The 26,347-nt window shown below is 55.4% G+C and carries 24 protein-coding genes; 8 read left to right on the forward strand and 16 right to left on the reverse strand.

Annotated elements, in window-relative coordinates; all coding sequences use genetic code 11:
- Nucleotides 1-20: 20 nt before the first annotated feature.
- The 6 genes from ACERJC_RS17760 to ACERJC_RS17785 form a co-directional block, all read right to left on the reverse strand.
- Entirely contained in the window at nucleotides 21-1,376 is a 1,356-nt protein-coding gene (locus ACERJC_RS17760) for an MFS transporter (protein ID WP_373672172.1), read from the reverse strand.
- Between the two features lie 14 nt (nucleotides 1,377-1,390).
- Complete coding sequence (locus tag ACERJC_RS17765; RefSeq protein ID WP_373672173.1) at nucleotides 1,391-2,806, reverse strand: sugar porter family MFS transporter; 1,416 nt, start codon at nucleotides 2,804-2,806, stop codon at nucleotides 1,391-1,393.
- Nucleotides 2,807-2,830: 24 nt separating this feature from the next.
- Nucleotides 2,831-3,697, reverse strand: coding sequence for an SMP-30/gluconolactonase/LRE family protein (locus tag ACERJC_RS17770; protein ID WP_373672174.1), 867 nt, complete (start codon nucleotides 3,695-3,697; stop codon nucleotides 2,831-2,833).
- A 2-nt stretch (nucleotides 3,698-3,699) separates the two neighbouring features.
- Nucleotides 3,700-4,344 (reverse strand): 2-dehydro-3-deoxy-6-phosphogalactonate aldolase, encoded by a 645-nt coding sequence (locus ACERJC_RS17775; protein ID WP_373672175.1) that lies wholly within the window; start codon nucleotides 4,342-4,344, stop codon nucleotides 3,700-3,702.
- Complete coding sequence (locus ACERJC_RS17780) at nucleotides 4,341-5,243, reverse strand: 2-dehydro-3-deoxygalactonokinase (RefSeq protein ID WP_373672176.1); 903 nt, start codon at nucleotides 5,241-5,243, stop codon at nucleotides 4,341-4,343. Before ACERJC_RS17780 ends, ACERJC_RS17775 begins: the two co-directional genes overlap by 4 nt.
- 98 nt (nucleotides 5,244-5,341) lie before the next feature.
- The gene (locus ACERJC_RS17785) at nucleotides 5,342-6,073 is read right to left on the reverse strand and encodes a FadR/GntR family transcriptional regulator (RefSeq protein ID WP_286631524.1); all 732 of its coding nucleotides are present in this window, start codon (nucleotides 6,071-6,073) and stop codon (nucleotides 5,342-5,344) included.
- Between the two features lie 94 nt (nucleotides 6,074-6,167).
- Here ACERJC_RS17785 and rihC point away from each other — a divergent pair, with 94 nt between their 5' ends.
- From rihC to ACERJC_RS17800, 3 genes are all read left to right on the forward strand, one after another.
- The gene (gene rihC, locus ACERJC_RS17790) at nucleotides 6,168-7,085 is read left to right on the forward strand and encodes a ribonucleoside hydrolase RihC (RefSeq protein ID WP_373672177.1); all 918 of its coding nucleotides are present in this window, start codon (nucleotides 6,168-6,170) and stop codon (nucleotides 7,083-7,085) included.
- Between the two features lie 98 nt (nucleotides 7,086-7,183).
- The gene (locus ACERJC_RS17795) at nucleotides 7,184-7,747 is read left to right on the forward strand and encodes a glucose-6-phosphate isomerase family protein (RefSeq protein ID WP_371896454.1); all 564 of its coding nucleotides are present in this window, start codon (nucleotides 7,184-7,186) and stop codon (nucleotides 7,745-7,747) included.
- Nucleotides 7,740-8,522, forward strand: a complete 783-nt coding sequence (locus ACERJC_RS17800) for a glucose-6-phosphate isomerase family protein (protein ID WP_373672178.1) — start codon at nucleotides 7,740-7,742, stop codon at nucleotides 8,520-8,522. Before ACERJC_RS17795 ends, ACERJC_RS17800 begins: the two co-directional genes overlap by 8 nt.
- Before the next feature lie 39 nt (nucleotides 8,523-8,561).
- Here the strand turns inward: ACERJC_RS17800 and ACERJC_RS17805 are convergent, their stop codons facing one another.
- The 5 genes from ACERJC_RS17805 to ACERJC_RS17825 are packed head-to-tail and all read right to left on the reverse strand — an operon-like array spanning nucleotide 8,562 to nucleotide 12,875.
- Nucleotides 8,562-9,380 (reverse strand): PTS system mannose/fructose/sorbose family transporter subunit IID, encoded by an 819-nt coding sequence (locus tag ACERJC_RS17805; RefSeq protein WP_042997996.1) that lies wholly within the window; start codon nucleotides 9,378-9,380, stop codon nucleotides 8,562-8,564.
- Complete coding sequence (locus ACERJC_RS17810; protein WP_152405925.1) at nucleotides 9,380-10,180, reverse strand: PTS mannose/fructose/sorbose/N-acetylgalactosamine transporter subunit IIC; 801 nt, start codon at nucleotides 10,178-10,180, stop codon at nucleotides 9,380-9,382. Before ACERJC_RS17810 ends, ACERJC_RS17805 begins: the two co-directional genes overlap by 1 nt.
- 10 nt (nucleotides 10,181-10,190) lie before the next feature.
- Nucleotides 10,191-10,685, reverse strand: coding sequence for a PTS sugar transporter subunit IIB (locus ACERJC_RS17815; RefSeq protein ID WP_373672179.1), 495 nt, complete (start codon nucleotides 10,683-10,685; stop codon nucleotides 10,191-10,193).
- An 11-nt stretch (nucleotides 10,686-10,696) separates the two neighbouring features.
- Complete coding sequence (locus tag ACERJC_RS17820; RefSeq protein WP_152405924.1) at nucleotides 10,697-11,125, reverse strand: PTS sugar transporter subunit IIA; 429 nt, start codon at nucleotides 11,123-11,125, stop codon at nucleotides 10,697-10,699.
- Between the two features lie 4 nt (nucleotides 11,126-11,129).
- Complete coding sequence (locus tag ACERJC_RS17825) at nucleotides 11,130-12,875, reverse strand: class I mannose-6-phosphate isomerase (protein WP_373672180.1); 1,746 nt, start codon at nucleotides 12,873-12,875, stop codon at nucleotides 11,130-11,132.
- Nucleotides 12,876-13,062: 187 nt separating this feature from the next.
- Between ACERJC_RS17825 and ACERJC_RS17830 the strand changes: the two genes are divergently transcribed.
- The 5 genes from ACERJC_RS17830 (at nucleotide 13,063) to caiF (ending at nucleotide 20,513) form a co-directional block, all read left to right on the forward strand.
- Nucleotides 13,063-14,070 carry a LacI family DNA-binding transcriptional regulator gene (locus ACERJC_RS17830; protein ID WP_152405922.1) on the forward strand — a complete coding sequence of 336 codons (1,008 nt, stop codon included), beginning with the start codon at nucleotides 13,063-13,065 and terminating at the stop codon, nucleotides 14,068-14,070.
- 133 nt (nucleotides 14,071-14,203) lie between these two features.
- Complete coding sequence (gene dapB, locus ACERJC_RS17835; protein ID WP_152405921.1) at nucleotides 14,204-15,025, forward strand: 4-hydroxy-tetrahydrodipicolinate reductase; 822 nt, start codon at nucleotides 14,204-14,206, stop codon at nucleotides 15,023-15,025.
- 457 nt (nucleotides 15,026-15,482) lie between these two features.
- Nucleotides 15,483-16,631: a glutamine-hydrolyzing carbamoyl-phosphate synthase small subunit gene (carA, locus tag ACERJC_RS17840; RefSeq protein WP_152405920.1), complete on the forward strand. Its 1,149-nt coding sequence runs from the start codon at nucleotides 15,483-15,485 to the stop codon at nucleotides 16,629-16,631.
- An 18-nt stretch (nucleotides 16,632-16,649) separates the two neighbouring features.
- Complete coding sequence (gene carB / locus ACERJC_RS17845; RefSeq protein ID WP_152405919.1) at nucleotides 16,650-19,874, forward strand: carbamoyl-phosphate synthase large subunit; 3,225 nt, start codon at nucleotides 16,650-16,652, stop codon at nucleotides 19,872-19,874.
- 249 nt (nucleotides 19,875-20,123) lie between these two features.
- On the forward strand, nucleotides 20,124-20,513 hold the full coding sequence (gene caiF, locus ACERJC_RS17850) for a carnitine metabolism transcriptional regulator CaiF (RefSeq protein ID WP_152405918.1): 390 nt from the start codon (nucleotides 20,124-20,126) through the stop codon (nucleotides 20,511-20,513).
- A gap of 39 nt (nucleotides 20,514-20,552) precedes the next feature.
- Here the strand turns inward: caiF and caiE are convergent, their stop codons facing one another.
- From caiE to caiA, 5 genes are all read right to left on the reverse strand, one after another.
- On the reverse strand, nucleotides 20,553-21,149 hold the full coding sequence (gene caiE, locus ACERJC_RS17855; protein ID WP_373672181.1) for a carnitine operon protein CaiE: 597 nt from the start codon (nucleotides 21,147-21,149) through the stop codon (nucleotides 20,553-20,555).
- A 239-nt stretch (nucleotides 21,150-21,388) separates the two neighbouring features.
- The gene (gene caiD, locus ACERJC_RS17860; RefSeq protein ID WP_286631515.1) at nucleotides 21,389-22,174 is read right to left on the reverse strand and encodes a crotonobetainyl-CoA hydratase; all 786 of its coding nucleotides are present in this window, start codon (nucleotides 22,172-22,174) and stop codon (nucleotides 21,389-21,391) included.
- Between the two features lie 51 nt (nucleotides 22,175-22,225).
- Nucleotides 22,226-23,779 carry a crotonobetaine/carnitine-CoA ligase gene (gene caiC, locus ACERJC_RS17865; RefSeq protein ID WP_373672182.1) on the reverse strand — a complete coding sequence of 518 codons (1,554 nt, stop codon included), beginning with the start codon at nucleotides 23,777-23,779 and terminating at the stop codon, nucleotides 22,226-22,228.
- A 62-nt stretch (nucleotides 23,780-23,841) separates the two neighbouring features.
- Nucleotides 23,842-25,059: an L-carnitine CoA-transferase gene (caiB, locus tag ACERJC_RS17870; protein ID WP_373672183.1), complete on the reverse strand. Its 1,218-nt coding sequence runs from the start codon at nucleotides 25,057-25,059 to the stop codon at nucleotides 23,842-23,844.
- 143 nt (nucleotides 25,060-25,202) lie between these two features.
- Nucleotides 25,203-26,345, reverse strand: a complete 1,143-nt coding sequence (gene caiA, locus ACERJC_RS17875) for a crotonobetainyl-CoA dehydrogenase (RefSeq protein ID WP_152405913.1) — start codon at nucleotides 26,343-26,345, stop codon at nucleotides 25,203-25,205.
- Between the last annotated feature and the right edge of the window lie 2 nt (nucleotides 26,346-26,347).

The raw sequence follows: 26,347 nt of genomic DNA on the forward strand, positions 1-26,347 counted from the left end.
AGCACTCTCTTTCATCATGATTAATTGGTGTGTTGGGAAGCGTCGAGTGGCTCGTGGGGAGAAACAGGACGCGGTTGACGGGTTGGGTTAGCCAGCCGTGCAGGCAGCAATAGAATTAGCGGTACGACTAACAGCAGGAACCCGGCGAGAATGTACAACCCGCCATCGGTGCTGCCGGTCGTGTCTTTCAGCCAGCCGAGGACGGTAGGACCGAAGAATCCGGCAAGGTTGCCGACGGAGTTCACCAACGCAATACCCGCGGCGGCGGCCGTGCCCGAAAGCATCGAGCCCGGCAGACTGATATAGGTTGGTATAAGCGCCAGCGTTCCGGACATCGCAAGACAGATCCACGCCATCATCCAGAAGGTCGAGCCGCTGCAATAAGCGCTGAGCGCCAGGCCCACACAGCCGATCAATGCCGGAATCGCGATATGCCAGCGGCGCTCCTGCCTGAGATCGGAGTGGCGGCTGTTCCAGACCATGAACGCCGCGCCAAACACGTACGGCAGAGCCGCGAGCAAACCAATTTGCAGGTCGTCGCTGATGCCAGAGCTTTTGATGATCGACGGCAGCCAGAAGTTGATGCCGTAGTAGCCGATGTTAAAGCTGAAGAAAATCAGCGCCAGCAGCCACACATAGCCGTTGCGGAACATGGCGCTAAGCGTACTGCTGGGCTGGCCAGCATGGGCCTGTTCGCGGTTGTGATTGTCGCGGGCCAAATCGCTGAGAATGATCTGTTTTTCAGCGTCGCTCAGCCATTTGGCGGACTTCACGTCGTTGTCGAGATAGCGCAACACCACGAAGGCCAGCACGAAGGAGGGAATGGCTTCCACCAGGAACAACCATTGCCAGTTGTGAAGGCCGTCTACGCCTTCAAACAGTTTTAAAATAAGGCCGGAAAGCGGGCTGCCAATGATAGTCGACAGCGGCGTGACCAGGATAAACAGCCCCAGCGTGCGGGCCGATCGCCATGACGGGAACCACAGCGTCAAATAGAACACGATCCCCGGGAAGAACCCCGCTTCTGCTACACCGAGCAGAAAACGCAGCACGTAGAATTGCGTGGGCGTGCTGACGAAGATCATGCCGGCTGACAGCACCGCCCAGGTGACCATAATGCGGGCTATCCAGAAGCGCGGGCCAAAGCGCTGCATCAGCAGGTTGCTCGGCAACTCAAACAGAAAGTAGCCGATAAAGAAGATGCCTGCGCCAAGTCCATAAACCGTATCGCTAAAGTTCAGGGCATCCTGCATGTGCAGTTTGGCGAACCCGACGTTGACGCGATCCAGGTAGGCAAAGAAGTAGCAGAGGATCAAGAACGGGATCAGTCTGCGGGTCACTTTGCGGTAAACGCTATCTTCGGAAGTCGTTCTCATTTTTGTGGTCTCGCTTAGTTAACTGCCGGGCGGTTTTCAGGTTGAGAGGCATCGCGCTGCCCGATGTCGCGTAACGCCGCGCCGCTCATCAGGTTGCGTTCGATGTGTTCCAGAGAAATATTTTTGGTTTCAGGGACAAACAGAATCGTAAGGCCGATACAGATAACGTTAAGCACACCGTACAGCCAGAAGGTGTTTGGGCTACCGATGCTGTCGATAAGCGTCAGGAACGTGGCACCGATGATCATGTTGGCGATCCAGTTCGCCATGGTGGAGCAGGTGACGCCGAAGTCGCGTCCGGCAAGCGGTTGGATCTCCGAGCACAGCACCCAGATCAGCGGGCCAGCGCTCATCGCAAAACCGGTGATAAAGATCAGCAGTACGGCAACGGCAGCGTATTGCTCAGTCAGGCCGCCAATCCCGCTGTAGAACATATAACCGAGGATCCCCATGCATACCGCCATCACGGCGTAGCCCAGTTTCAGGATTGGCTTGCGGCCCCAGCGATCCACCAGGCCAATGGCAATAAAAGTGGCGAGCACGTTAGTCAGCCCGGCGATCACCGTGCCCCACATCTGCTCGCGCACGGTGGCGAAACCGGCGATCTCAAATATCTTCGGGGCGTAGTACATGATGACGGTCATGCCGGTAAACTGTTGCATGAACTGCAGCAGAACCCCCAGACCGGTTGAGCGACGGAAATGACGGTTGTTACGAAACAGCTGCCAGCCGCGCTGTTTCATCTTCACGCTTTCGCGGATCTGCTCCAGTTCTTCACGTGCCTCGCGTTGACTGTTACGCAGCAGGCACAGCACTTTTTCTGCCAGCGCGTGCTTGTCTTTCATCGCCAGCCAGCGCGGACTTTCCGGCAGCGTCAGCACGCCAATAAACAAAACGATCGCCGGGAAGGTAATCACGCCGAGCATCCAGCGCCAGTGCCCGCCGCTGCTCAAGACCGTGTCAGAAATGAACGCGGCCAGAATACCGATGGTGATCATCAGTTGGTAAAGTGAAATCATGCTGCCGCGGATGTTTTCTGCCGCGATTTCAGACAGGTACAGCGGCGCAGTGAAAGAGGCGACGCCAACCGCCAGACCGAGAATAAAACGGGAAACGGCAAGCACTTCCATACTGGCGGAAAACGCACAGCCGACGGAGCCGATGATAAACAGCAGGGCGCCCAGCAACAGGCTTTTACGACGCCCGAGCGCGGAAGACATCGGGCCGCTGCCCAGCGCGCCCAATGCCGCGCCGAACATCATAATGCTGACCACGATTTCCTGCTGGTGGCTGTTGAGCTGGAATTCTTGAGCGAGAAACGGCAGTGCGCCTGCGATAACGCCCATATCCAGACCGAACAACAAGCCTGCCAGGGCGGCCAGGAAGCAGACGATTAGCGCCTGCCGGTTGAGGGAAGACGATGTAGTCATAACGATACCTTTCTTATTACCCGGTCAGAGCCTGAAGCGATTTGCAGGCGTGCCTGTGTAGCGGGTTTTTATGCTGATAAGGGCACCGTCGAAACGGCCTGGATTGAGCAGGCCGTCGCGTGCGGAAGTGATAAAAAGATCGGAAAGTTCAGGGCCGCCAAAAGTACAGCTGCTGGGCTGACAAACTGGCAGTGACAGGTCATACAACGGCATCAGGGTGGTTTTGCTAAGTGCCGTAACAGCCAGCAGGGATGAGCCCCAGCGAGCGTTGATAAGCTTGCCGTCAGTGGTCAGCGCGGAGCCATCGGGAATGCCGCTGACGGTGTACGTCTGCTGAATGTTCAGGGCATCAACAGTTTCTGTGGCACAGTGAATCTGACTGCGAAGGGAATCGGCAAACCAGATGTAACCGTCATGCCATTGCAACGTGTTGGGTACGTGTTGCGCACCAAGCATCTTTTTCGCTACTCCGCCCATGGCATCCAGCCGATACCAGGCGCCAGAGATCGCTATTGCTTTGGGATCCATCACGCTGAACCACAGCGCGCCGTCCGGAGCGATCGCCGCTTCGTTGGGACGCATCTCGTTTTCGGCTTCCGGCCACGGGCAAAGTAGCGTTTTCGTCTCGGTGTCGTAGTCGTAGCGCCAGATCCCGCTTTGGCTAACCGCTACAAATATGTCGGGTTTGTCTGTCAACAGCACGGCGCTGGTAAAAACCGGCATTTCGCGTATTTCCGTGCGTTGTGCCTGCGGCCAGTAGCGCAGTAGTTTTCCCGCCAGAATATCGACCCACAGCAGAGAAGCGCTGCGTTCGCACCAGACAGGTGTTTCGCCAAGCTGCGCTCGATAGTCGCCAATGCAGGACAGGCTGTTGATCAGCAAACGGTTCATTGTTATTGCACCTGGTTCCAGGACTGACGATAAGCGTTGGCGCGGTTTTCCAGTTCATCCAGCGGCATTCCTGCCTGATACAGCGCGCCGCCAAGCCCGAAACCGTTGGCCCCGGCCTGCATGTAGCGCTGCATTTGGTTTGCATCCGGACGAATACCACCCACAGGCAAACAGGCCACATTGCGGGGAAGGACCGCGCGGAAGGCTTTTAATAATTCCGGGGAAAGCTGTTCCGCCGGGAACAGCTTCAGGGCGCTGGCACCCGCATGCAGCGCGGCGAATGCTTCTGTTGGCGTCATCACGCCAGGGAGACTCACCAGATTGCGCTGGCAGGCGCGCTGAATAACGGCGGTATTGGCATTGGGTGAGACAATCAACTGACCGCCAGCCGCCGCCACATCATCCACCTGCCCGACGGTCAGCACGGTACCAGCACCAATCTTTGCGTTATCACCTGCAAATTCACGCATCAGGCGGATGGATTCCAGAGCCGATGGGCTGTTCAGCGGCACTTCAAGCCAGCGAAATCCGGCCTCAATCAGAATCTCCGCTGCGGCCGTTGCTTCCTGCGGCGTGATGCCGCGCAGAATGGCGATCAGCGGTAGCGGTTCCTTGCGCCAGTGTTCAAGAAAAAGATCCGGGGTCATGCATATGTCTCCTGTAGCTGTGAATAAAGGGCGGCCATGCCTTGCAGAAAGCAGGTGTCGCCGTCGGCAATTTGTAATGGGATTTGCAACGCTTTTGCGGCGTACAGATAGCGTTCGCAAAGCGCAGGTGAGCCAACGAGCCAGCACTCTTTTTCTGCGGACACGCCGGAGAGCTCATTGCCAATCAGCAGTCCGGAGAGGTAGCTGTGGATCGAAGAGGGCTCCAGTTCGCCGTTCAGACGGCGGGTGCGTACAGAGAAAATCAGGTGGCTGAAGGGGACGCCCGCCTGGGCGGTCAACACCCCTTTCACAAAAGCGGCGCTGTCGTCCTGTTGTTCCGGCAATGCCCGGCCCAATAACGAGTGCTGACTGAGCAGTGAAAAGAGTTCGCCCGTCATTAGCGTGGAGAAATGGGTGATTTCACCGCGGTTCAGTTGGGCGTGTTTGCTGTGGGTCCCGGGTAAAATGGCGCAGTGTTCAAGAGCCGGATGAAGGGCATACAGCCCCATGAGCTGGACCTCTTCACCGCGCATGACGTCGGGCAAACCGAACGCGCTGGCGGAACTTACGCCGGGAATAATCCACGCCTGGCTACCCCAGGGGGTGGCAATGGGAAGGGCGCTTTCCCACAGCGTGTGAGCCGTGGCAGGGGCTGAAACGTACGGTACTTCCTGCCAGCCCTGCTGTGAACCGACCATGCCTGCCATCACGACTGGCAGCGCACCGTATTCTTCGAGCCACGGCTCCAGATGCTGATGCAGTGTGTCGGCAAACGCTCCTTTAGCGATAGCCAGTAGCCCGCAAGATTTTGATACTGAAGCAATAACCTGCTGGTCATTGAGTAAAAATGCACGAAAGTTGGTCGTGCCCCAGTCGATGGCGATCCAGTGTTTAGTCATTTCATGTAATACAACAATGTTAATCTTGTAATACAAGAATGCTAGAGCAAAAAAGCATCGCGATCTGTGAGAAAGATCGAAATTATGTCAGTGAGGGATCAAAGAAGGTGTTCAACGCAGGCAGGACGATCCTGCCAGATACTTTTTCCGGCGGCATGCAGCAGAATGCTGCGCATAAGCGCTCTGGCGTCATCTGGCTGGCGCAGACGAATGGCTTCAAACAATTGAAAATGTTCGTCCACCGCCGTTTTGGTTTCATGCAGATCCTCTTCCAGCGTCTGGCGGAAAGAGAGCACCATCGCAGCGCTCAGCGCATTACCCAGCGCCACCAGGAAGGGGTTGTGTGTGGCTCGCAGCAGCGCCTGGTGAAAGGCCACATCTCCGGCTTCAAATTTGGCTTTTTCAGCGTCAAGCTGACCGCTTCGCATCAGCGTGAGCGCATCTTCCATCGCCGCCAGATCGTGGCCATTGGCATTCAGCGCGGCAAGCATAGCGACGTTTGGCTCAAACATCAGACGCGTGACCATCAGTTGTTCTACCAGTTCGGCATCGACTTTACCTGTCGCCAGCCAGTTCAGAACATCGATATCCAGCAAACTCCACTGTTCGCGAGCATTGACGGTACTGCGCTTTTTCGCCTGAATAGAGATAAGCCCTTTGGCGGCCAGCGTCGCCAATGCATTGCGTAGCGAGGTGCGCGAGACGTTGTACTCGGTTGCCAGTTCGTTTTCGCCAGGCAGCGCGCTGCCTGCTGCCAGTTCGCCACGCAGAATGCGCCCGGCAAGATGCTGAGTAACGGATTCGGAGAGACTGGCCTGCACGACTTTCATTGCATTTCCTGGCTAAATACCTTCACTGTGATGGGCTATATAGTAAGCTAATTGTCAGCAAAATGGCTAATAAACACATAAGGGAGAATCACTTATGGAACGTCTGCCCATTATTCTCGACACCGACCCGGGCATTGATGATGCTGCGGCGATTGCCGCCGCGCTGTTTGCCCCGCAGCTCGACCTGCAACTGATGACCACGGTCGCCGGTAACGTCTCCGTGGAGAAAACCACCCGTAACGCTCTGCAACTGCTGCATTTCTGGAATGCTGATGTCCCTCTCGCACAGGGGGCCGCGACGCCGCTGCTGCGTTCGCTACGCGACGCGGCTTATGTCCATGGCGAATCGGGCATGGAAGGCTACGATTTTGTCGAGCATGACCGACAGCCGCTGGCGAAACCGGCGTTTATTGCCCTTCGCGACGCGCTGATGAGCGCCCCGAAGCCGATTACGCTGGTTGCGATCGGTCCGCTGACGAATATTGCGCTGCTGCTGATGCACTATCCGGAATGTACCTTCAATATCCGTCGTCTGGTGATCATGGGCGGTTCTGCCGGACGAGGGAATTTTACCCCTAACGCCGAATTTAACATCGCGGTCGATCCAGAAGCGGCCGCCCGCGTATTTCGCAGCGGCATTGAGATTGTGATGTGCGGACTGGACGTCACGAACCAGGCGATGCTGACGCCGGACTATCTGGCAGCGCTTCCCGCCCTCAATCGCAGCGGGAAGATGTTGCATGCTCTGTTCAGCCACTATCGCAGCGGGACAATGCGCACCGGCGTGCGGATGCACGATCTCTGCGCCATCGCCTGGCTGGTGCGACCGGATCTGTTTACCGTGAAGCCGTGCTTCGTCGCGGTTGAAACGCTGGGGGAATATACCGCCGGGACGACCGTGGTGGATATTGAGGGACGGATGAACAAACCGGCGAACGTGCAGGTCGCTCTGGATATTAATGTTTCCGGTTTCCAGCAGTGGGTGGCGGAGGTTCTGGCGCTGGCACCCTAAGGAGTGTGATACGCACCGCACTCTGTTGACAGAACAGGCAGGTTAATCGATTAATCTGCTATTCTGATTCTGTTGTTCTCCTCGGGCCGGAGACACATATGAATCATCCATTTATCCAGCCACCGCAGGTGGAATGGGCGAGCGGCGCGTTGGCAAAAGGGCCGCTGTTGCGTAAATCAACCCGTATTCGGGATCTTATTGGTATTTTTGCCGACGATCCCGCCAGACAACGACTGGCGGGTGAGCATGTGGTGTATGACGTTGAGATCCTGGCGACCTCCCCGGCGGAAGGCGAACTCTATACGGGCGTTACTCATCTTTATCCCGGACGCGTCGGCGATGAATATTTCATGACTCGCGGGCACTTTCATGCGCGCCGTGAACAGGGCGAAGTCTATTTTGGCCTGCGCGGGAATGGGCTTTTGCTGCTGCAAAATGAGCAGGGGCAAGCACGACTGGAAAGCGTTTGTGCCGGGTCAATTCATATCATTCCAGGTTTCACCGCACACCGGTTGATCAACACCGGAAGTGAGGTGCTTTCTGCGCTTGCCGTCTGGCCAGGTGTGGCCGGGCATGATTATGCGGCGCTGGCGAAGGGGTTCACTCTCAGGGTCTTTGAGGAAAATCAGCAGATTCAGGTGAGGGAGGCGCAGAATGAGTGACTCAGCGCGTCTTTATGGTCTGGATATGACCGTGCATCGTCATCCGCTTGGTTTCAGCTATGGGGATGATGTGACCGGGCCGATGCCGGAAATTCGCCGACTCGATCAGATTCGTCCTTCCCTGCGCGATCCGCAGTGTGAGGGGCCGGAAGAGGTGTACGCTATCGCGATGGATGTGGCGCGAATGCAGGATCGCGAAGAGTTGAAAAAACGCATGCTGCTGTTTGGCGTGGTGACCTATGCCGCGGGTCGGTTGGGCGAAGAACCGATTCGCAGTCAGGGACATGTGCATCGCGTGAGTCAGCACAGCGGCTGGTCTCCGCCGGAGTTGTATGAGATCTGGCAGGGGAAAGCGATCGTCTACATGCAGGAATATGTGGGTGACGATCCCGGTCGCTGCTTTGCGGTGATTGCCGGTCCTGGAGAAAAAGTGCTGGTGCCGCCCGGTTGGGCACATGCGACGATATCCGCGGATCCGAATGCGCCATTAACCTTTGGCGCGTGGTGCGATCGGGAATATGGCTTTGAGTATGAGGCCGTGCGGGCGCATAAAGGACTGGCATGGTATCCGTTACTGCAGGGTAACCACGTTATCTGGCAGCATAATCCGCGCTATATTCCCGGAAGACTGCAGGCCGTTACGCCCCGTCACTATACGGAATTTTCACTCACTTCCGCGCCAATCTATCAGCAATTTATTACCGACCCGGGACGCTTTCAGTTTATCTCTCGTCCGGATAAGTATGCGGGGCTGTGGCAGAACTTCCATCCCTGAAAACCGGGGCATGGCCCCGGTTGTTCCGTTTCATCGGCACTAGCCTGCAAACAGGCCTGTTGCGACGCCTAGTGCAGCCAGGATCAGCAACAGGACCATTGCTTTCACCGGCGAGACGCCGCGTTTCGCCATCAGATACCAGGTGCCGAGAACGACCACCAGCGGGAGCAGTTGCGGAAAGATACCATCCAGCATCTGCTGAACATGAATATTTACGCCATCTTTGGTAATAAATTCCATCCCGGTTCCAAGCTTCACGTAGCTTGCCGCGACGCCGCCCATGACGAAAACGCCCAGCAGTGATAGGGCTTCGCGCAGACGAGTCGATTTGCTGCTCACCAGTATTTCCACCGAGCCGGAGCCCATCTTGTAGCCTTTCAGAAACAAGAACCATGAGCCGGGAATGATGATGGCGAGCCAGGCGACGGTATAAAACAGCGGACCCAGGATATTGCCGCCAGCCGCCAGCGCCATACCGATACTGAGCAGAATGGGGATCAACATACCGGGGATCATCGAGTCGCCGATCCCGGCAATCGGGCCCATCAGACCCACCTTCAGGGTGTTGATCGTCTCCCCGTCGATCGGTTCGCCGTTCGCTTTTTTCTCTTCCAGTCCCAGCGCCATCCCGTTCACGATGGCGCCAATCTGGGGTTCGGTATTGTAGAACGATGCGTGTCGACGCAACATTTCGGTCCGCTGTGCGGCATCGGGGTAGAGCTTTTTCGCAACGGGCAACATGCTCAGACAAAAGCCAAAAGACTCCAGACGTTCAAAACTCATTGACGATAAGTTATGCATCATCCAGGCTCGCCAGCAGCGGCGAAGATCTTTACGGGTAAGCGTACGTTCTTCCATCAGAATTCATCCTCATCATCGCGGGTAACCGACGTCGCGTTTGTCGCCTGCGGCGGTTCCGGCTTGTAGTTATAGTGAATCAACGCCAGCAGTGAACCGACGATCACCAGCGCGACCATGTTGAGTTTTAAAAAGACGATGCAGACGAAACCGACGAGGAAGTAGATCAGCATGGTGTAATTTTTGATGATCTGCTTGAGCAAAATCGCAATCCCGACGGCGGGCAAAATGCCGCCCAGCACGTTCATCGTCGACAGAACGATCTTCGGCAGGCTGTCCATAAAGCCGCTGATGTACTGGGCGCCGAAGTACACCGCAATAAAAGTGGGCACAAAACGCAGCACAAAGTTCGTTACCTGCGGCCAGATGGCACTGTTCAGATAAATGCCCCGCTCATCGCCCCGTTCCAGCGCCGTGTCGGCGCGATGGTTCCAGAAAGAGTTTAGTACCATCATTGCATTAAACAGTATGGTCCCGGCAATCCCGATGGTGGCGGCCAGCGCGACCGCCACTTCCGGGCCTTTACCTGAGAGGATCCCCAGCGCAATAGCCGGGTAAGCCACAAAGTTGAGATCGGCGGGCATTGAACCGCCGGGCGTCACCATGGCGATATATACTGCCTGAACCGCAACGCCAATCATGATCCCGGTTTTCATGTCACCAAGAATAATCCCGACCAACGTGCCGGAAATCAGCGGTCGGGTGATCAGATACCAGCCGCCCGTCAGCCCCAGAAGCCAGGGACTGCTGAGGGCGCCGAGATAACACAGAATGCCAATCAACATCGCTTCGATAATCATCGTCCGCTCCTTATTTCAGCTTCTGGCGCGCATCCTGCCAGCTGTAGCAACTGGCATCCGGCACCAGCCGGAATTCAACCTGGTGCCCGTGCTGCGTCAACCAGTCAAAGGCGGCGATCTCATGCGCATTGACTGACTGATTGGGGCCAATTGTCGTGGTATCGGCGCGCGCGCTCATCGGGCCAACGTTGATTTTGCCGTTGGCATTGCGCAGGCTGATACCCGCTTCTTCGATGCGCATCAGCGTGACCGGCGATTTGCCAATCACGAAATAACGTTTCTCACTGGCGATGACTTTGGGCAGTTTCTCAATCGCGGTGACGGTATCAAATAACCAGACTTTAGTGTCCTGCACCGCGCCTTTCATCACCGAGGAGAGCAGCGGATCGGCCGCGACGGCATCGTCAATGGCGACAATGCCGTCGCAGGGCAGCTCTTTGGCCCAACGTGTGACGAGCTGCCCATGAATAACGCGGTCATCGATACGGACAAAAGAAATACTCATAATGGTTTCCTTTAAAAATCATCTGACTGCACGGAAAAAACCGGGGCGGCCTTCGTCAGCGTGGGGGCGGTTAACGCCAGCAGCGTTTCGGCTGCGGCATGAACATCTGTGAGCGGGACTATCTCCTCGCTTAACAGCAGCATCGGGAGATTCATCCCCGCCACGACGGCGACGGGTGGAACCGTTTGTGGCGAAAAGGCGTGCTGGCAGGCGACATTCCACGGCGTGCCGCTTTGCATGTCGCAGAGCACCAGTACACCGTCAGCGCGTTGCCCCGCATCCGCCAGTACCTCGCAAAAGCGCGCTTTAAACCCTTCGATACCGTCCTGTTCGCTGAGCGTCACGGCGTAAACGTGCGGTAATTCGCCGTAAACCATTCGTCCGCTAGCGAGAAGCGCTTGTGCCAGAGGGCCGTGGCTGGCGACAATAATGTGGATCATCGGCTTATCCTCTTACCCAGGCTTTGATGGTCGCCAGTTGCTGACCGACGCTGTCGCCTGAAGGTGAAATTCGGTATTCCCCAACGGCGGCGGGGATGATAAAGGTCTCTGCATAGTGAACGGCAAACGGGGCAAACGCGCCGCTCGGGCTGTCAACTACCGCTTGTGCGCCTTCGACCAGATTCAGAACGTTAACACCGCCGTGAGTATGGTGTGTCACCGGCGTCGTAAACCAGTGGCGGCGGGTTTCGATAAACTCACGTTCATGCATCCCGGTTCTTTCTTCCCGCCAGCCGTCCCCTTCAGCGATGAGCTCAATGCGGTTGATCAGATTGTCGTGAACCCATTGCGTATCGCGCTGCCAGTCAATGACCTGTTGACCATGATCCAGATGGACGGGACGCGGCAATCCGTCCAGGCCCAGACGCCCCCAGTCCCACAGTTTGAAGGTAAAAATATAGGGCGTGGCGCTGATCTCCAGAACCATCGTCCCGGCCCCCGAGCAGTGCACGGTTCCGGCGGGGATGAGAAAGTGATCGTGCTTACGCGCGGGGATCTGATTGACAAAGCGTTCGTCATCAAAGGCTTTCTCGCCTCGTCCCGCCGCCCGCAAATCGTCCAGCATCGCTTCAGGCGCGATCCCGGTTTTCGTACCCAGATAGACCACCGCATCGGGTTCTGCTTCGAGGATGTAATAACTCTCATCCTGGGTATAGTGCATACCAAATTGCTGCTGGATGTATTCGGTAACCGGGTGAACCTGAAAGCTCAAATTCTGACCGCCAATAGTGTCGAGGAAGTCAAAGCGAATTGGGAATTCCGCGCCAAAGCGAGCATGAACTTTCTCGCCAAGCAGGGCGCGGGGGTAGGTTAGCACCAGGTCCTGAGAGGGGATCTCGATCCGCACATGACCAAAACGCAGTAACAGGCTGTTTTCCTCGGGCACGCAATCAAAACACCACGCGTAATTGGGCGCTGAGGGATCGAGATCGAATTGTTGTTTCATCCACTGTCCGCCCCAGACGCCCGGATCAAAGAAGGGGGCGACGCGAAACGGTTGTGTGGTGGTTTGCTGCAACCCGGCACGTAGCGCGTCGCCGCTGACCATCACCGGCGCGTCTGCAACCGTGGTATCAAGCAAATAATCAGCGCGTTTAAGCAGCGGCGTTTTGTGTCGGTCAAAGACTCGCCATTCAATAAAAAAGGCGCGCTTATAGCGACGAAGAATATCTTCATCCTCGTTATCCGCTCCCCAGTTCCCCAGACCGTCATGACGCATTCGCTGTTGAATCTCCCAGCGTGGGAGATCGGCATACACCAGCACATCGCCGGGATGCGCCAGGGCCGCGCCTGACCCATAGACGATCACGAGACCGCTGGGGATAGCATCAATCTGTTGGCGCAACAGGTTGAGCCTGTGGGTATCAAAAAACTCGTCAAGATGGTGGCAGGAGAGAACGCCAAATACGCGGTCATCGGTCAGATTACGCGCCAGCAAATCATGCAGTGCCTGTTCATCACGGCGTGCGGATTCGATATTGACCACTAAGGCGGCGTTAAACGTCGTGACGAGCCGTTGTTCCAGTTCATCCAGTCGTACGCCCGGATAGCAATCGACAATCAGTATGGTTTTAGATGACTCGCAAACCCGGGCGTTAAGCACCGAATGGATCGCCGCCCAGCCTTCCCAGGCCTCGTCGTCATAACCCTGAACATCAACCTCAGGGAATTTATTGTAGGTTGTACGCATTTTCCGTCTCCGTATTGGCTAATTAAAGATTAATCGATTAACCTTATTTTCATAGGGTGGTTAACGCGATTAACCCGCCATAATCAGAAACCAGGGTGGTGAAAAGCACACCAGCGTGATGAGAATCACACGTATCGGGACCACATTGAGGTTATTCGATTAACCTTCAGGGAAAACAGGAGAGGTCATGACAACCATTACCCTGGCGCAGGTTGCGGAACGCGCAGGCGTCTCCACGGCGACCGTGTCGATGGTGCTGCGCAATCGGGGGCGAATTTCACAGGCAACGCGCGAACGCGTGCTAAAAGCGCTGGATGACTCTGGCTATGTCTATAACCAGACCGCAGCGAATTTGCGTAATCGCAGCAGTAATCAGGTTGGGCTCTTGTTGCATGATATTACCAACCCGTTTTATGGCGAGATGACGGCGGGACTCAGTCATGAGATGGAACGGCACGACCTGCTGCTGTTTCTGGCGAACAGCGAAGAGTCAGGTGAGCGTCAGCAAAAGTTTGTTGACTCGCTGATGCGTAATAACGCCTGTGGCATGGTGCTCTGCGCGGCGCGGGAAACGCCGGGCTCATTTTTTGAAGCGCTAAAACGGCGCAATATCCCCGCCATCATGGTCGTTCGCCCGCTCAGCGATCCGGATTTTGATTTTGTCGGCACCGATAACTTTCTCGGGACGCAGATGGCAACGACCCATTTAGTCAACATGGGGCATAAAAATATCGCCTTCATTGGCGGCAGTCCAAATTCAGGAAGTCGGGCGCAGCGTATTGGTGGATTTACCAGCACGCTACTGGAACATGGCATCTCGCCGAATCCGCAGTGGATCGTTGCCGCAGAGGCCAGCCAGATTGATGGCGCGAAAGTCGCAGAGGCTCTGCTGGTGCATCATCCGCACATTACCGCCGCCGTGTGTTATCAGGACATTGTGGCGCTGGGGGTGATGCAGGCGCTACGTAAAATGGGGCGTGAACCCGGGCGTGACTTTGCATTAGTCGGGTTCGATGATATTACCGAAGCGGCGTTGGTTCAGCCTGCGCTCACGACCGTATCGGTGGCGGCAAAAGAGATCGGTCGTAAGGCGGGAGAGTTACTTTACAGTCGTATTCAGGGAAACGATGAGCCGGCGAAACGCATTATTCTGCCGCCGGCGCTGGTGGTCAGAGAATCATGTGGTTTTCGCTGACCGTCATGCTTTTTACTGATATCTCTCTGTGTTTATCATTAAATTCTAATTATCGACGTTTTTGGCTAGCGGCATGACGATGTGCTGGGTAATCTGAAAACGATTTACATCATTTTAACGTAAGAGAATAACTATGCATGATGCACAGGTCCGTGTCGCAATAGCGGGCGCGGGTGGCCGTATGGGCCGCCAGTTAATTCAGGCAGCGCTACAGATGGAAGGCGTTGCACTTGGTGCGGCGCTTGAGCGCGAGGGATCGTCACTGCTGGGCAGCGATGCCGGAGAACTGGCGGGCGTCGGGAAGACCGGCGTTACCGTGCAAAGTAGCCTTGAGGCGGTAAAAGGGGATTTCGATGTGTTTATCGATTTTACCCGTCCGGAAGGTACGCTGAATCATCTGGCATTTTGTCGTCAGCATGGTAAAGGGATGGTCATTGGCACCACCGGTTTTGACGATGCGGGAAAACAGGCGATTCGCGATGCCGCCCAGGAGATGGGTATTGTCTTCGCGGCGAACTTTAGCGTTGGCGTCAACGTGATGCTCAAGCTGCTGGAAAAGGCGGCGAAGGTGATGGGTGACTACACCGACATCGAAATCATTGAAGCGCACCACCGCCATAAGGTTGATGCGCCGTCAGGCACCGCGCTGGCGATGGGCGAGGCGATTGCCCATGCGCTGGATAAAGATCTGAAAGCATGCGCCGTCTACAGTCGCGAAGGCTATACCGGCGAACGTGTACCGGGAACGATTGGTTTTGCCACCGTGCGCGCCGGAGACATTGTGGGCGAACATACCGCCATGTTTGCAGATATCGGTGAGCGCATCGAAATCACCCACAAAGCGTCCAGTCGTATGACTTTTGCCAACGGTGCCGTCAGATCGGCACTTTGGGTGAGTACAAAGCAAAACGGTCTTTTTGATATGCGAGATGTGCTTGATCTCAACAATTTATAGTCAATTATTACCTTTCGTGATGTGGTTATTGTAATCTCAATGCATTGATTACATAGGGCAATATTTTTATTGCCCTTTTATTTTGCACGTTTACGGCTGTTATCTTAATTAATGGCAAGAAAACTCATCTTTTCTCGCTGTTTTACGTTATCTGATTGTAAATTTTGACCATATGGTCCACTTTTTCAAAGCGTAAGACTGTTTTTCACGCATAATTGTTCACGCAAGCGTTTTCCTGCCAGGGTTAGGTGATCTTTTTGCCTGTTAAATTCGATGAATTCATCCTGAGTCGTAAAAGAATATAAAAAATACCGCCTTTAAGTTGACTTTTGCCTGCCTTATCTCCAGAATGCCGCCGTTTGCCAGAAATCCACGGGTAAGCAAATTTGCATTGATCTATGCTATGAAAGTGCATTAATATGCAAATAAAGTGAGTGAATATTCTCTGGAGGGTGTTTTGATTAAGTCAGCGCTATTGGTTCTGGAAGACGGAACCCAGTTTCACGGTCGGGCCATAGGGGCAACAGGTTCGGCGGTTGGGGAAGTCGTTTTCAATACTTCAATGACCGGTTATCAAGAAATCCTCACTGATCCTTCCTATTCCCGCCAAATCGTTACTCTTACTTATCCCCATATTGGTAATGTCGGCACCAATGCCGCCGATGAAGAATCCTCCCAGGTCCATGCGCAAGGCCTCGTCATTCGTGACCTGCCGCTGATTGCCAGCAACTTCCGCAATACCGAAGACCTTTCTTCTTACCTGAAACGCCATAACATCGTGGCGATTGCCGATATCGATACCCGTAAGCTGACGCGTCTGCTGCGTGAGAAAGGGGCGCAAAACGGTTGCATCATCGCGGGCGATAACCTGGATGCCGCGCTGGCGCTGGAAAAAGCAAAAGCGTTCCCGGGCCTGAACGGAATGGATTTGGCGAAAGAAGTGACCACCACGGAATCATACAGCTGGACGCAGGGGAGCTGGACGCTGGCCGATGACCTGCCGGAAGCGAAGACAGAAAGCGAGCTGCCCTTCCACGTTGTTGCCTACGATTTTGGCGCCAAGCGCAACATCCTGCGCATGCTGGTAGACAGAGGCTGTCGCCTGACGGTCGTTCCGGCAAAAACGTCGGCGGAAGAAGTGCTGAAGATGAATCCGGACGGGATCTTCCTGTCGAACGGTCCTGGTGACCCGGCGCCGTGCGATTACGCTATCGACGCGATTCAGAAATTCCTCGAGACCGATATTCCGGTATTTGGCATCTGCTTAGGCCATCAGTTGCTGGCACTGGCAAGCGGGGCGAAAACCGTGAAGATGAAATTCGGTCACCACGGCGGTAACCATCCGGTCAAAGATATCGACAACAATACGGTGATGATTACGGCCCAGAACCACGGCTTTGCGGTGGATGAAGCGTCCATGCCGGCAAATCTACGCGTCACCCACAAGTCGCTGTTCGATGGCACCTTGCAGGGGATTCATCGCACCGACAAACCGGCATTCAGCTTCCAGGGCCACCCGGAAGCGAGCCCGGGACCTCACGATGCCGCGCCGTTGTTCGACCACTTTATCGAGTTAATTGAGCTTTACCGTCAGTCCGCGAAATAATCAGGAGTTAAGAGAGCCATGCCAAAACGTACAGACATAAAAAGTATCCTGATTCTGGGCGCGGGTCCGATTGTTATCGGTCAGGCGTGTGAGTTTGACTACTCCGGTGCGCAGGCGTGTAAAGCGCTGCGTGAAGAGGGTTACCGCGTCATCCTCGTGAACTCCAACCCGGCAACCATCATGACCGACCCGGAAATGGCCGATGCGACCTACATCGAGCCGATTCACTGGGAAGTGGTCCGCAAAATCATTGAAAAAGAGCGCCCGGACGCGGTGCTGCCGACCATGGGCGGTCAGACGGCGCTGAACTGCGCGCTGGAACTGGAGCGTCAGGGGGTGCTTGCCGAGTTCGGTGTGACCATGATTGGTGCTACGGCTGACGCGATTGATAAAGCAGAAGACCGTCGCCGTTTCGACATCGCGATGAAAAAAATCGGTCTCGACACAGCACGCTCCGGTATTGCCCATACGCTGGAAGAAGCGTTGGCGGTAGCGGCCGACGTCGGTTATCCGTGTATCATCCGTCCGTCCTTTACGATGGGCGGCACCGGCGGCGGCATCGCTTACAACCGCGAAGAGTTTGAAGAGATTTGTACCCGCGGTCTGGATCTCTCCCCAACCAACGAGCTGCTGATTGATGAATCGCTGATTGGCTGGAAAGAGTACGAGATGGAAGTGGTGCGTGATAAAAACGACAACTGCATCATCGTCTGCTCCATCGAGAACTTCGATGCGATGGGTATTCACACCGGTGACTCCATCACCGTTGCGCCTGCCCAGACGCTGACCGACAAAGAATATCAAATCATGCGTAACGCTTCGATGGCGGTACTGCGTGAAATCGGCGTTGAAACCGGCGGTTCGAACGTTCAGTTTGCGGTGAACCCGAAAAACGGTCGTCTGATTGTGATCGAGATGAACCCGCGCGTATCCCGCTCCTCGGCGCTGGCGTCGAAAGCGACTGGGTTCCCGATTGCCAAAGTGGCGGCGAAACTGGCGGTGGGTTACACCCTTGATGAACTGATGAATGACATCACCGGCGGTCGTACCCCGGCGTCGTTTGAGCCGTCCATCGACTATGTGGTCACTAAAATCCCTCGCTTCAACTTCGAAAAATTCGTCGGCGCTAATGACCGTCTGACCACCCAGATGAAATCTGTCGGTGAAGTGATGGCGATTGGCCGCACCCAGCAGGAATCTCTGCAAAAAGCGCTGCGCGGTCTGGAAGTGGGTGCCACCGGCTTCGACCCGAAAGTAAGCCTGGATGACCCGGAAGCGCTGACCAAAATCCGCCGCGAGCTGAAAGATGCTGGCGCCGAGCGTATCTGGTATATCGCCGATGCGTTCCGTGCGGGCCTGTCCGTTGACGGCGTGTTCAACCTGACCAACATCGATCGCTGGTTCCTGGTACAGATTGAAGAGCTGGTACGTCTGGAAGAAAAAGTCGTGGAGTTGGGCATCAACGGCCTGACCCCTGACTTCCTGCGCGCCCTGAAACGCAAAGGCTTTGCCGATGCGCGTCTGGCTAAACTGGCCGGTGTGCGTGAAGCGGAAGTACGCAAACTGCGTGACCAGTACAACCTGCACCCGGTCTACAAGCGTGTGGACACCTGTGCGGCAGAATTCGCCACCGATACCGCCTACATGTACTCCACTTATGAAGATGAGTGCGAGGCGAACCCGTCCGTTGACCGCGACAAAATCATGGTGCTCGGCGGTGGTCCAAACCGTATCGGCCAGGGGATCGAGTTTGATTACTGCTGCGTACACGCCTCTCTGGCGCTGCGTGAAGACGGTTACGAAACCATCATGGTCAACTGTAACCCGGAAACGGTCTCCACCGACTATGACACCTCCGACCGCCTCTACTTTGAGCCGGTAACGCTGGAAGACGTGCTGGAAATTGTGCGCATCGAGAAGCCAAAGGGCGTGATCGTACAGTACGGCGGTCAGACCCCGCTGAAACTGGCGCGTGCGCTGGAAGCGGCAGGCGTACCGGTTATCGGCACCAGCCCGGATGCGATTGACCGTGCGGAAGACCGTGAGCGTTTCCAGCAGGCCGTTGACCGTCTGAAGCTGAAACAACCGGCGAACGCTACCGTGACCGCGATTGAAATGGCGGTTGAAAAGGCGAAAGAAATTGGCTACCCGCTGGTGGTGCGCCCGTCCTACGTGCTGGGTGGCCGCGCGATGGAAATCGTCTACGACGAAGCTGACCTGCGCCGCTACTTCCAGACCGCAGTCAGCGTTTCCAACGACGCGCCGGTTCTGCTCGACCGCTTCCTTGATGACGCGATTGAAGTGGATGTGGATGCAATCTGCGACGGCGAAATGGTGCTGATTGGCGGCATCATGGAGCACATTGAACAAGCGGGCGTCCACTCCGGCGACTCCGCCTGTTCTCTGCCCGCTTACACCCTGAGTCAGGAAATTCAGGATGTGATGCGCCAGCAGGTGCAGAAACTGGCCTTCGAACTGCAGGTGCGCGGTTTGATGAACGTTCAGTTTGCGGTGAAAGATAACGAAGTCTACCTGATTGAAGTTAACCCGCGTGCGGCGCGTACCGTACCGTTTGTCTCCAAAGCGACCGGCGTACCGCTGGCGAAAGTGGCGGCGCGCGTGATGGCGGGCAAATCGCTGACCGAGCAGGGCGTGACCAAAGAAATTATCCCGCCGTACTACTCGGTGAAAGAAGTGGTGCTGCCGTTCAACAAGTTCCCGGGCGTCGACCCGCTGTTAGGGCCAGAAATGCGCTCCACCGGGGAAGTGATGGGCGTAGGCCGTACCTTTGCGGAAGCGTTCGCCAAGGCGCAACTGGGCAGCAACTCCACGATGAAGAAACAGGGCCGAGCGCTGCTCTCCGTACGCGAAGGTGATAAAGAGCGCGTGGTGGATCTGGCCGCGAAACTGCTGAAGCAGGGATTTGAACTGGATGCTACCCACGGTACTGCGATAGTGCTGGGTGAAGCCGGAATCAACCCGCGTCTGGTGAACAAGGTGCACGAAGGTCGTCCGCACATTCAGGACCGTATCAAGAATGGCGAATATACCTACATCATCAACACCACCGCAGGCCGTCGTGCAATCGAAGACTCCAGGGTGATTCGCCGTAGCGCGCTGCAATACAAAGTGCATTACGACACCACGCTGAACGGGGGTTTTGCCACGGCGATGGCGCTGAATGCTGATGCGACGGAGAAAGTGACCTCCGTTCAGGAAATGCACGCGCAAATTAAAAAATAAGCGGCGGCAGCATTAGCCATTGTTTTAAAAACGGTTCCGGAAACGGAGCCGTTTTTTTATGCACTCAGTTCATTCCTGGGGGTATATTGCACGCCAGGGCGACTTTCAATGTAACAAGCAAGATTTGGCTCACACTAATGCGCCGCTAAGTTGCTTACTATTATTTAATTCCACAATTTCAATATGGTCTTGTTTTGTATTTGATGGACAGGGCATAGCAAGATTTTTAATTTGTGAAATGGTGTGCTTATGTGTGAAGAATATGTTGAAAAACCGCTTTACCTGTTGATCGCTGATTGGGTGATGGCAGAAAAGCGTTGGGTGAGTGCGAAAGAGATTGCGAAGCACTTTAATATGGATCACTGCAAAGCGATCAATACCGTCTCTTATATTCTCGCTGAGGTCGGGGAAATTAATTGCGAGACTAAGACTATCCCTAATCAACTGGAAGGTCGTGGATGTCAGTGCCAGCGACTGGTCAGAGTGACACACATTGATCCGCAACTGTATGCTCGTCTGGGGCATAGCGCGCAGGAGAAGATGGTCAACAAATCGCCGCGGATGTCGGCGGTGCCGCCGTCAGAACTGAACCGCGAGCAGAAATGGCAGATGATGCTGTCGAAAAGTATGCGTCGGTAATCTTTTGTTTGCCGGATGGCGCAGTGCCATCCGGCATGATTACATTGCCGATTTGGGCTTCACCTCGGTCGTGCCCTTCAGGCGCGGTCGGTTTGCTTCCACCGCCGTTAACGGCGACGTTTCCCGTAGCGATGCCCGACAGCGCACGGCGAGATCCTGATATTCCTGCGTATTCAGCCGTTTCCAGTACAGTTCCTGTTCGCTGACGTCACGAACGACGCGGGCCGGCGTGCCGACCAGCAACTGCCGCGAGGCACCGGTAAATCCGGCTTTGACGAAGCTCATGGCGGCGACAATGCTTTCGTCGCCGATCGTCGCACCGTCCATGATTACGCTGTTCATTCCGACCAGCGCGTCCCGGCCAATCACACAGCCGTGCAGGATGGCGCCGTGTCCGATGTGTCCGTTCTCACGTACCACCGTGTCCGTATCGCAGTAGCCATGCATGATGCAACCGTCCTGGAGGTTGGAACCCGCTTCGAGGATCAGGCGGCCATAGTCACCGCGCAGCGAGGCGAGCGGGCCGACGTAAACGCCAGCCCCCACGATCACATCGCCAATCAGTACCGCGCTGGGATGCACATACGCCTCGGGATGGACCACGGGAATTAAGCCTTCAAAGGCGTAGCAACTCATCGACATACCTCAATTGTTTTTTGCCGGATGGCGGCGTAAACGCCTTATCCGGCCTACAGGGCCGCGTATGTTTTGCCGGATGGCGGCGTAAACGCCTTATCCGGCCTACAGGACAGCGTATATTTTGCCGGATGGCGGCGTGAACGCCTTATCCGGCCTACAGGACAGCGTGTATTTTGCCGGATGGCGGTGTGAACATATGGGCGGCGTAGGCCTGATAAGCGCAGCGCCATCAGGCATTAGCGTCCCTTCCAGACCGGATCGCGTTTTTCAGCAAACGCCAGCGGCCCTTCGAACGCATCTTCAGAATGCAGCACGGAAGGATAGTGCTTCAGCACGCCGCTGCGGATGAAGCGATAAGCCTCTTCCACCGGCATTTCACTGGTTGCGCGGTAAATTTCTTTCAGTGCGGCGATCGCCAGCGGGGCGCTGTTCACCAGTTGTTGTGCCAGTTCACGTGCGCTGGCCATCAGCTCTTGCTGGCTGACCACGCGGTTGACTATCCCCCAGCGCTGAGCTTCTTGCGCATTCATGCGTCTGCCGGTCATGACCATTTCGTTGACGATTGCCGGGGGCAATATTTTCGGCAGGCGCAGAACGCCGCCGCTGTCCGGTACGATGCCAAGTTTGGCTTCAGGGAGCGCAAAACTGGCGTTATCGGCACAAACAATAAAGTCTGCCGCCAGCGCCAGTTCAAAGCCACCGCCGAAGGCATAGCCATTGACGGCGGCGATCACCGGTTTGTCGAGATTGAATATTTCGGTCAGACCCGCGAATCCACCAGGACCAAAATCTGCGTCCGGCGCTTCACCTTCCGCGGCGGCTTTTAAATCCCAGCCGGCGGAAAAGAATTTTTCACCCGCGCCAGTGACGATCGCCACGCGCAGTTCGGGATCGTCACGGAAATTAAGAAAAACCTCGCCCATTTGAAAACTGGTTTTTGCATCAATGGCATTCGCTTTTGGCCTGTCCAGCATAATTTCCAGAATCGGCCCATTGCGGGTTAAATGTAAAGATTCACTCATGGTTCATCTCCAAAAATAGGATGTCTGGCAGGGCTATTCCTGCCTGTAGGGTTATTTCAGATTTTTTTTGATTATTTTTCCTGAACAATTTCGCGGCAGGTCGGTTCTAATCTCCATAATTGAAGGGACTTTAAATTTCGCCATATTTTTTTCACAGAAGCTGAAAAATTCCTCTTCACTGAGCGTTTCACCTTCGTTGAGTACCACAAAAGCTTTTATTGCCTCATCGCGAATTGAATCTTTAATTCCGATAACGACAATGTCCTGAATTTTAGGATGTGCTGAAATAATATTTTCCAGCTCTACGCAGGAGACGTTTTCCCCTCCGCGCTTAATCATGTTGCAGCGGCGGTCGACGAAATAGAAAAAACCATCCTCATCGCGATAGCCGGAATCACCGGTATGCAGCCAGCCGGTTGGTTCAAGCGCTTTGGCCGTCGCGTCTGGTCTGCCGTAGTACTCTTTGAAAATCGTTTTACCCGGCACGCCCTTGATGCAGATTTCCCCAATTTCACCTGCGGGCAGCGCGCGGTTCTGCTCATCGCGAATTTCCGCTTCGTAACAAAAACCGGGGCGTCCGATGGAGGGCCAGCGTCGCTTATCGCCGGGGCGATCGCCGATGATGCCGACGATGGTTTCCGTCATGCCGTACGAGGTCAACAGACGCACCCCGAAGCGCTCAAGAAACGCGTCTTTTTCCTGCACCGACAGATTGAGGTAGTACATCACTTCCCGTAAGCGGTGCTCTTTGTCCAGCGGCGAGGCGGGTTGAACCATCAGCGTTCTGATCATCATCGGAATACATTCCGTGACGGTCGCACGGTATTTACGTATCTGTCCCCAAAAGGCGCGGGCGCTGTACTTCTCAATCAGCACAAAGGTTGCGCCTGCCGAAAAGGCGGCCATGGCGGCAGTGCACTGGCAGTCGATGTGAAACGCAGGCATCACCGTCAGGTAAACGTCGTCATCTCGCAGGGCGCATTGCCATGACGAGTAGTAGCCGGCAAAACGCAGGTTGTAGTGGGTGATCACCACCCCCTTAGGCCGGGAGGTGGTGCCGGAGGTAAACAGGATTTCGGCCATGTCGTCTGTGGACAACGCTGGGGTATCGCGCAATGTCGTCGGCTGCTGGTCCTTCAACGGCGTAAAATGGCTTACGCCGTCAGCCACCGGTAACGCCTCGCCAATCAGGCAGATATGGTTAAGCAGCGTTGCGTTTTCCTGTTGAATCTGGCGATACATCGGATAAAAAGCCGCGCTGGTCACCAGCAGCTGAACCTCGCTGTTTTGCAGGATCCACGTGCTTTCGTCGCGCAGCAGGCGGGCATTAATTGGCACCATGACCGCGCCAATTTTTGCCAGCCCGAACCAGCAAAAGAAAAACTCCGGGCAGTTATCCAGATGCAGGGCAACCTTATCGCCTTTGCGAATGCCCAACGCGTGGAAAAGGTTTGCCGTCCGATTGATTTCCTCGTTAAGCGAGGCGTAGCTGTACTGGCGCACGACCCCTTCACTGGATTCGCAAATCAGCGCCGTTTTACTGCCATATACCCCGGCCAGGTCGTCCCACATCTGACGTAGGTGTTGTCCGCCAACGATATCCATTGCACTCCTGTCCATCTTCACTGGCGAGGCGCTAACCAGACTGCCCGGTCAGCGCGTCGCGTTTAGTTCTCAACCTTGGCCAGACCTTTACTGACCAGTTCCTTAATGTCTGCGTCGGTGTAACCGATATTTTTCAGAATGGCGGCCGTATCCATGCCATGCGACGGCATGCCACGCCAGATTTTCCCTGGGTTGTTTTTGAATTTCGGCATGATGTTTGGCCCTTTGCAGGTGCGGCCATCCATCGTTTGCCACTGGGTGATGGATTCGCGGGCAACGTACTGCGGATTGCCTTCCAGTTCAGGAATGGTCAGCACTTTGGCGCAGGCGATGTTCAGCTCAGCGAAACGCGCCTGGACTTCCGCGATGGTGTGTGCGCCCAGCCACGCATCCAGTTTCTCTTCGACCAGCGGTCCGTACGGGCACTCGACGCGATGAATCAGCTGTGTTCCTTCCGGTACTTCCGGCGTACCGAGAATGTGGGCCAGGCCGATGTCTTTAAAGCATTCGGTGACCTGCGTAATCCCGACCAGCTCCATCACGATGTAGCCGTCGGCGCATTTATACAGCCCACAGCCGGCGTAGTAGGGGTCTTTACCTTTGGTCATACGTGGGCAAATTTCGCCGCCGTTGAAGTAATCCATCATGAAGTACTGGCCCATGCGCAGCATCACTTCGTACATTGCGACATCGATACTTTCGCCTTTGCCGGTTTCCCGCACCTTATGCAATGCCGCCAGCGCGGCAGTGGTGGCCGTCATGCCAGAGAAGTAGTCGGCGGTGTAGGGGAATGCGGGCATGGGCTGGTCGACGTCGCCGTTTTGGATCAGATAGCCGCTGAAGGCCTGAGCAATGGTGTTATAGGCCGGAAGGTTGGTGTACTCCTCAGTACCGTACTGGCCGAAGCCGGACAGGTGAGCGATAACCAGTTTCGGGTTATGTTGCCACAGGACGTCATCGGTAATTCCCCGACGGGCAAATGCCGGCCCTTTACTGGCCTCAATGAAGATATCGGTGGTTTCCATCAGCTTCAGAAACGCTTCCCGACCTTCATCTTTAAAAATATTCAGCGAGAGCGCGTGCAGATTACGCCGCGACAATTGCGGATAGTTTGGCTGAACGCGGATGGTATCGGCCCAGGCGACGTTTTCGATCCAGATAACTTCAGCGCCCCATTCGGCAAACATCTGTCCGGCGAACGGCCCGGCGATTTCGATCCCGGAGAAAACCACCCGTAGCCCGGCAAGCGGCCCAAAAGCCGGCATTGGTAGACGATCCATAAAATACTCCTGAATAATTTGTAGGCCTGATAAGACGCAAGGGTCGCCATCAGGCAATCGACGCCGGATGGCGGCGTAAACGCCTTATCCGGCCTACAAAACATGGGCCCGGTAAGCGCAGCGTCACCGGGCATGTCGCTGTCTTAACGGTATTGCTTCAGTACGGCACGGCCGAGTGTCAGGATCTGCATTTCGTCAGAGCCACCGGATACGCGGTCAACGCGCAGGTCACGCCAGAAGCGGGTGATACGGTGGTTGCCCGCAATCCCCACGCCGCCAAGGACCTGCATGGCGGTGTCCACCACGTCAAACGCGGCATTGGCGCAGAAGTATTTGCACATCGCCGCATCACCCGAGGTGATGGTGCCGTTGTCTGCTTTCCACGCCGCTTCCAGCAGCATGTTTTTCATGGAGTTTAATTTGATCGCCATATGGGCGAATTTCTCCTGGATCAACTGGAAACGACCGATGGTTTCACCAAACTGCACGCGCTGGTTGGCGTAGCGCGCGGCATCTTCAAAGGCGCACATTGCCGTACCGTAGTTGGTGAGGGCGACGAGGAAACGTTCGTGGTCGAACTCTTCTTTTACGCGGTTAAAGCCGTTACCTTCCCGACCGAACATGTCTTTTTCGTCCAGCTCGACATCGTCAAAGTTGATTTCACAGCAGCTGTCCATGCGCAGACCCAACTTCTCAAGTTTGTTGACCTTGATGCCGGGTTTACTCATGTCGACAAACCATTCGGTATAGATGGGTTTATCCGGGGAAGCGCCGTCTCTTGCCATGACCACGATATAAGGGGTGTAGGCGCTACTGGTGATAAAACACTTACTACCATTAAGATAAACCTTACCATTTTTACGGGTATAAGTGGTTTTCAAACTCCCAACATCCGATCCCGCTCCCGGTTCGGTGATGGCGGAGTTCCACATTTGTTTCCCCGTTCCCTGGAACGCCATGATTTTATCGATCTGCTCCTGGGTACCTTCGCGCAGGAAGGTATTAAAACCGCCCGGCAACTGGTACAGCACGTACGTAGGCGCGCCGAGGCGTCCCAACTCCATCCAGACGGCAGCCACGGTGACGAATCCGGCTTCCAGGCCGCCATGTTCTTCCGGGATCAGCAGGCTATCGATGCCCATATCCGCCAGCGCTTTCACGAAACGCTCCGGATACACGCTGTCGCGATCGCACTCGGCAAAATAGGCTTCCCAGTTCTCACTGGCCATCAGTTCACGAATACCGGCGACAAACAGTTCCTGCTCATCATTGAAATTGAAATCCATCT

Source organism: Citrobacter telavivensis (assembly GCF_041807075.1).
In the GTDB taxonomy this organism is placed as follows: domain Bacteria; phylum Pseudomonadota; class Gammaproteobacteria; order Enterobacterales; family Enterobacteriaceae; genus Citrobacter_A; species Citrobacter_A telavivensis.

What these genes read in the sequence shown, in the direction of transcription:
- ACERJC_RS17760 (WP_373672172.1), bottom strand. Translation starts at nt 1,376, where the DNA reads ATGAGAACGACTTCCGAAGATAGCGTTTACCGCAAAGTGACCCGCAGA.
- ACERJC_RS17765 (WP_373672173.1), bottom strand. Translation starts at nt 2,806, where the DNA reads ATGACTACATCGTCTTCCCTCAACCGGCAGGCGCTAATCGTCTGCTTC.
- ACERJC_RS17770 (WP_373672174.1), bottom strand. Translation starts at nt 3,697, where the DNA reads ATGAACCGTTTGCTGATCAACAGCCTGTCCTGCATTGGCGACTATCGA.
- ACERJC_RS17775 (WP_373672175.1), bottom strand. Translation starts at nt 4,344, where the DNA reads ATGACCCCGGATCTTTTTCTTGAACACTGGCGCAAGGAACCGCTACCG.
- ACERJC_RS17780 (WP_373672176.1), bottom strand. Translation starts at nt 5,243, where the DNA reads ATGACTAAACACTGGATCGCCATCGACTGGGGCACGACCAACTTTCGT.
- ACERJC_RS17785 (WP_286631524.1), bottom strand. Translation starts at nt 6,073, where the DNA reads ATGAAAGTCGTGCAGGCCAGTCTCTCCGAATCCGTTACTCAGCATCTT.
- rihC (WP_373672177.1), top strand. Translation starts at nt 6,168, where the DNA reads ATGGAACGTCTGCCCATTATTCTCGACACCGACCCGGGCATTGATGAT.
- ACERJC_RS17795 (WP_371896454.1), top strand. Translation starts at nt 7,184, where the DNA reads ATGAATCATCCATTTATCCAGCCACCGCAGGTGGAATGGGCGAGCGGC.
- ACERJC_RS17800 (WP_373672178.1), top strand. Translation starts at nt 7,740, where the DNA reads ATGAGTGACTCAGCGCGTCTTTATGGTCTGGATATGACCGTGCATCGT.
- ACERJC_RS17805 (WP_042997996.1), bottom strand. Translation starts at nt 9,380, where the DNA reads ATGGAAGAACGTACGCTTACCCGTAAAGATCTTCGCCGCTGCTGGCGA.
- ACERJC_RS17810 (WP_152405925.1), bottom strand. Translation starts at nt 10,180, where the DNA reads ATGATTATCGAAGCGATGTTGATTGGCATTCTGTGTTATCTCGGCGCC.
- ACERJC_RS17815 (WP_373672179.1), bottom strand. Translation starts at nt 10,685, where the DNA reads ATGAGTATTTCTTTTGTCCGTATCGATGACCGCGTTATTCATGGGCAG.
- ACERJC_RS17820 (WP_152405924.1), bottom strand. Translation starts at nt 11,125, where the DNA reads ATGATCCACATTATTGTCGCCAGCCACGGCCCTCTGGCACAAGCGCTT.
- ACERJC_RS17825 (WP_373672180.1), bottom strand. Translation starts at nt 12,875, where the DNA reads ATGCGTACAACCTACAATAAATTCCCTGAGGTTGATGTTCAGGGTTAT.
- ACERJC_RS17830 (WP_152405922.1), top strand. Translation starts at nt 13,063, where the DNA reads ATGACAACCATTACCCTGGCGCAGGTTGCGGAACGCGCAGGCGTCTCC.
- dapB (WP_152405921.1), top strand. Translation starts at nt 14,204, where the DNA reads ATGCATGATGCACAGGTCCGTGTCGCAATAGCGGGCGCGGGTGGCCGT.
- carB (WP_152405919.1), top strand. Translation starts at nt 16,650, where the DNA reads ATGCCAAAACGTACAGACATAAAAAGTATCCTGATTCTGGGCGCGGGT.
- caiF (WP_152405918.1), top strand. Translation starts at nt 20,124, where the DNA reads ATGTGTGAAGAATATGTTGAAAAACCGCTTTACCTGTTGATCGCTGAT.
- caiE (WP_373672181.1), bottom strand. Translation starts at nt 21,149, where the DNA reads ATGAGTTGCTACGCCTTTGAAGGCTTAATTCCCGTGGTCCATCCCGAG.
- caiD (WP_286631515.1), bottom strand. Translation starts at nt 22,174, where the DNA reads ATGAGTGAATCTTTACATTTAACCCGCAATGGGCCGATTCTGGAAATT.
- caiC (WP_373672182.1), bottom strand. Translation starts at nt 23,779, where the DNA reads ATGGATATCGTTGGCGGACAACACCTACGTCAGATGTGGGACGACCTG.
- caiB (WP_373672183.1), bottom strand. Translation starts at nt 25,059, where the DNA reads ATGGATCGTCTACCAATGCCGGCTTTTGGGCCGCTTGCCGGGCTACGG.
- caiA (WP_152405913.1), bottom strand. Translation starts at nt 26,345, where the DNA reads ATGGATTTCAATTTCAATGATGAGCAGGAACTGTTTGTCGCCGGTATT.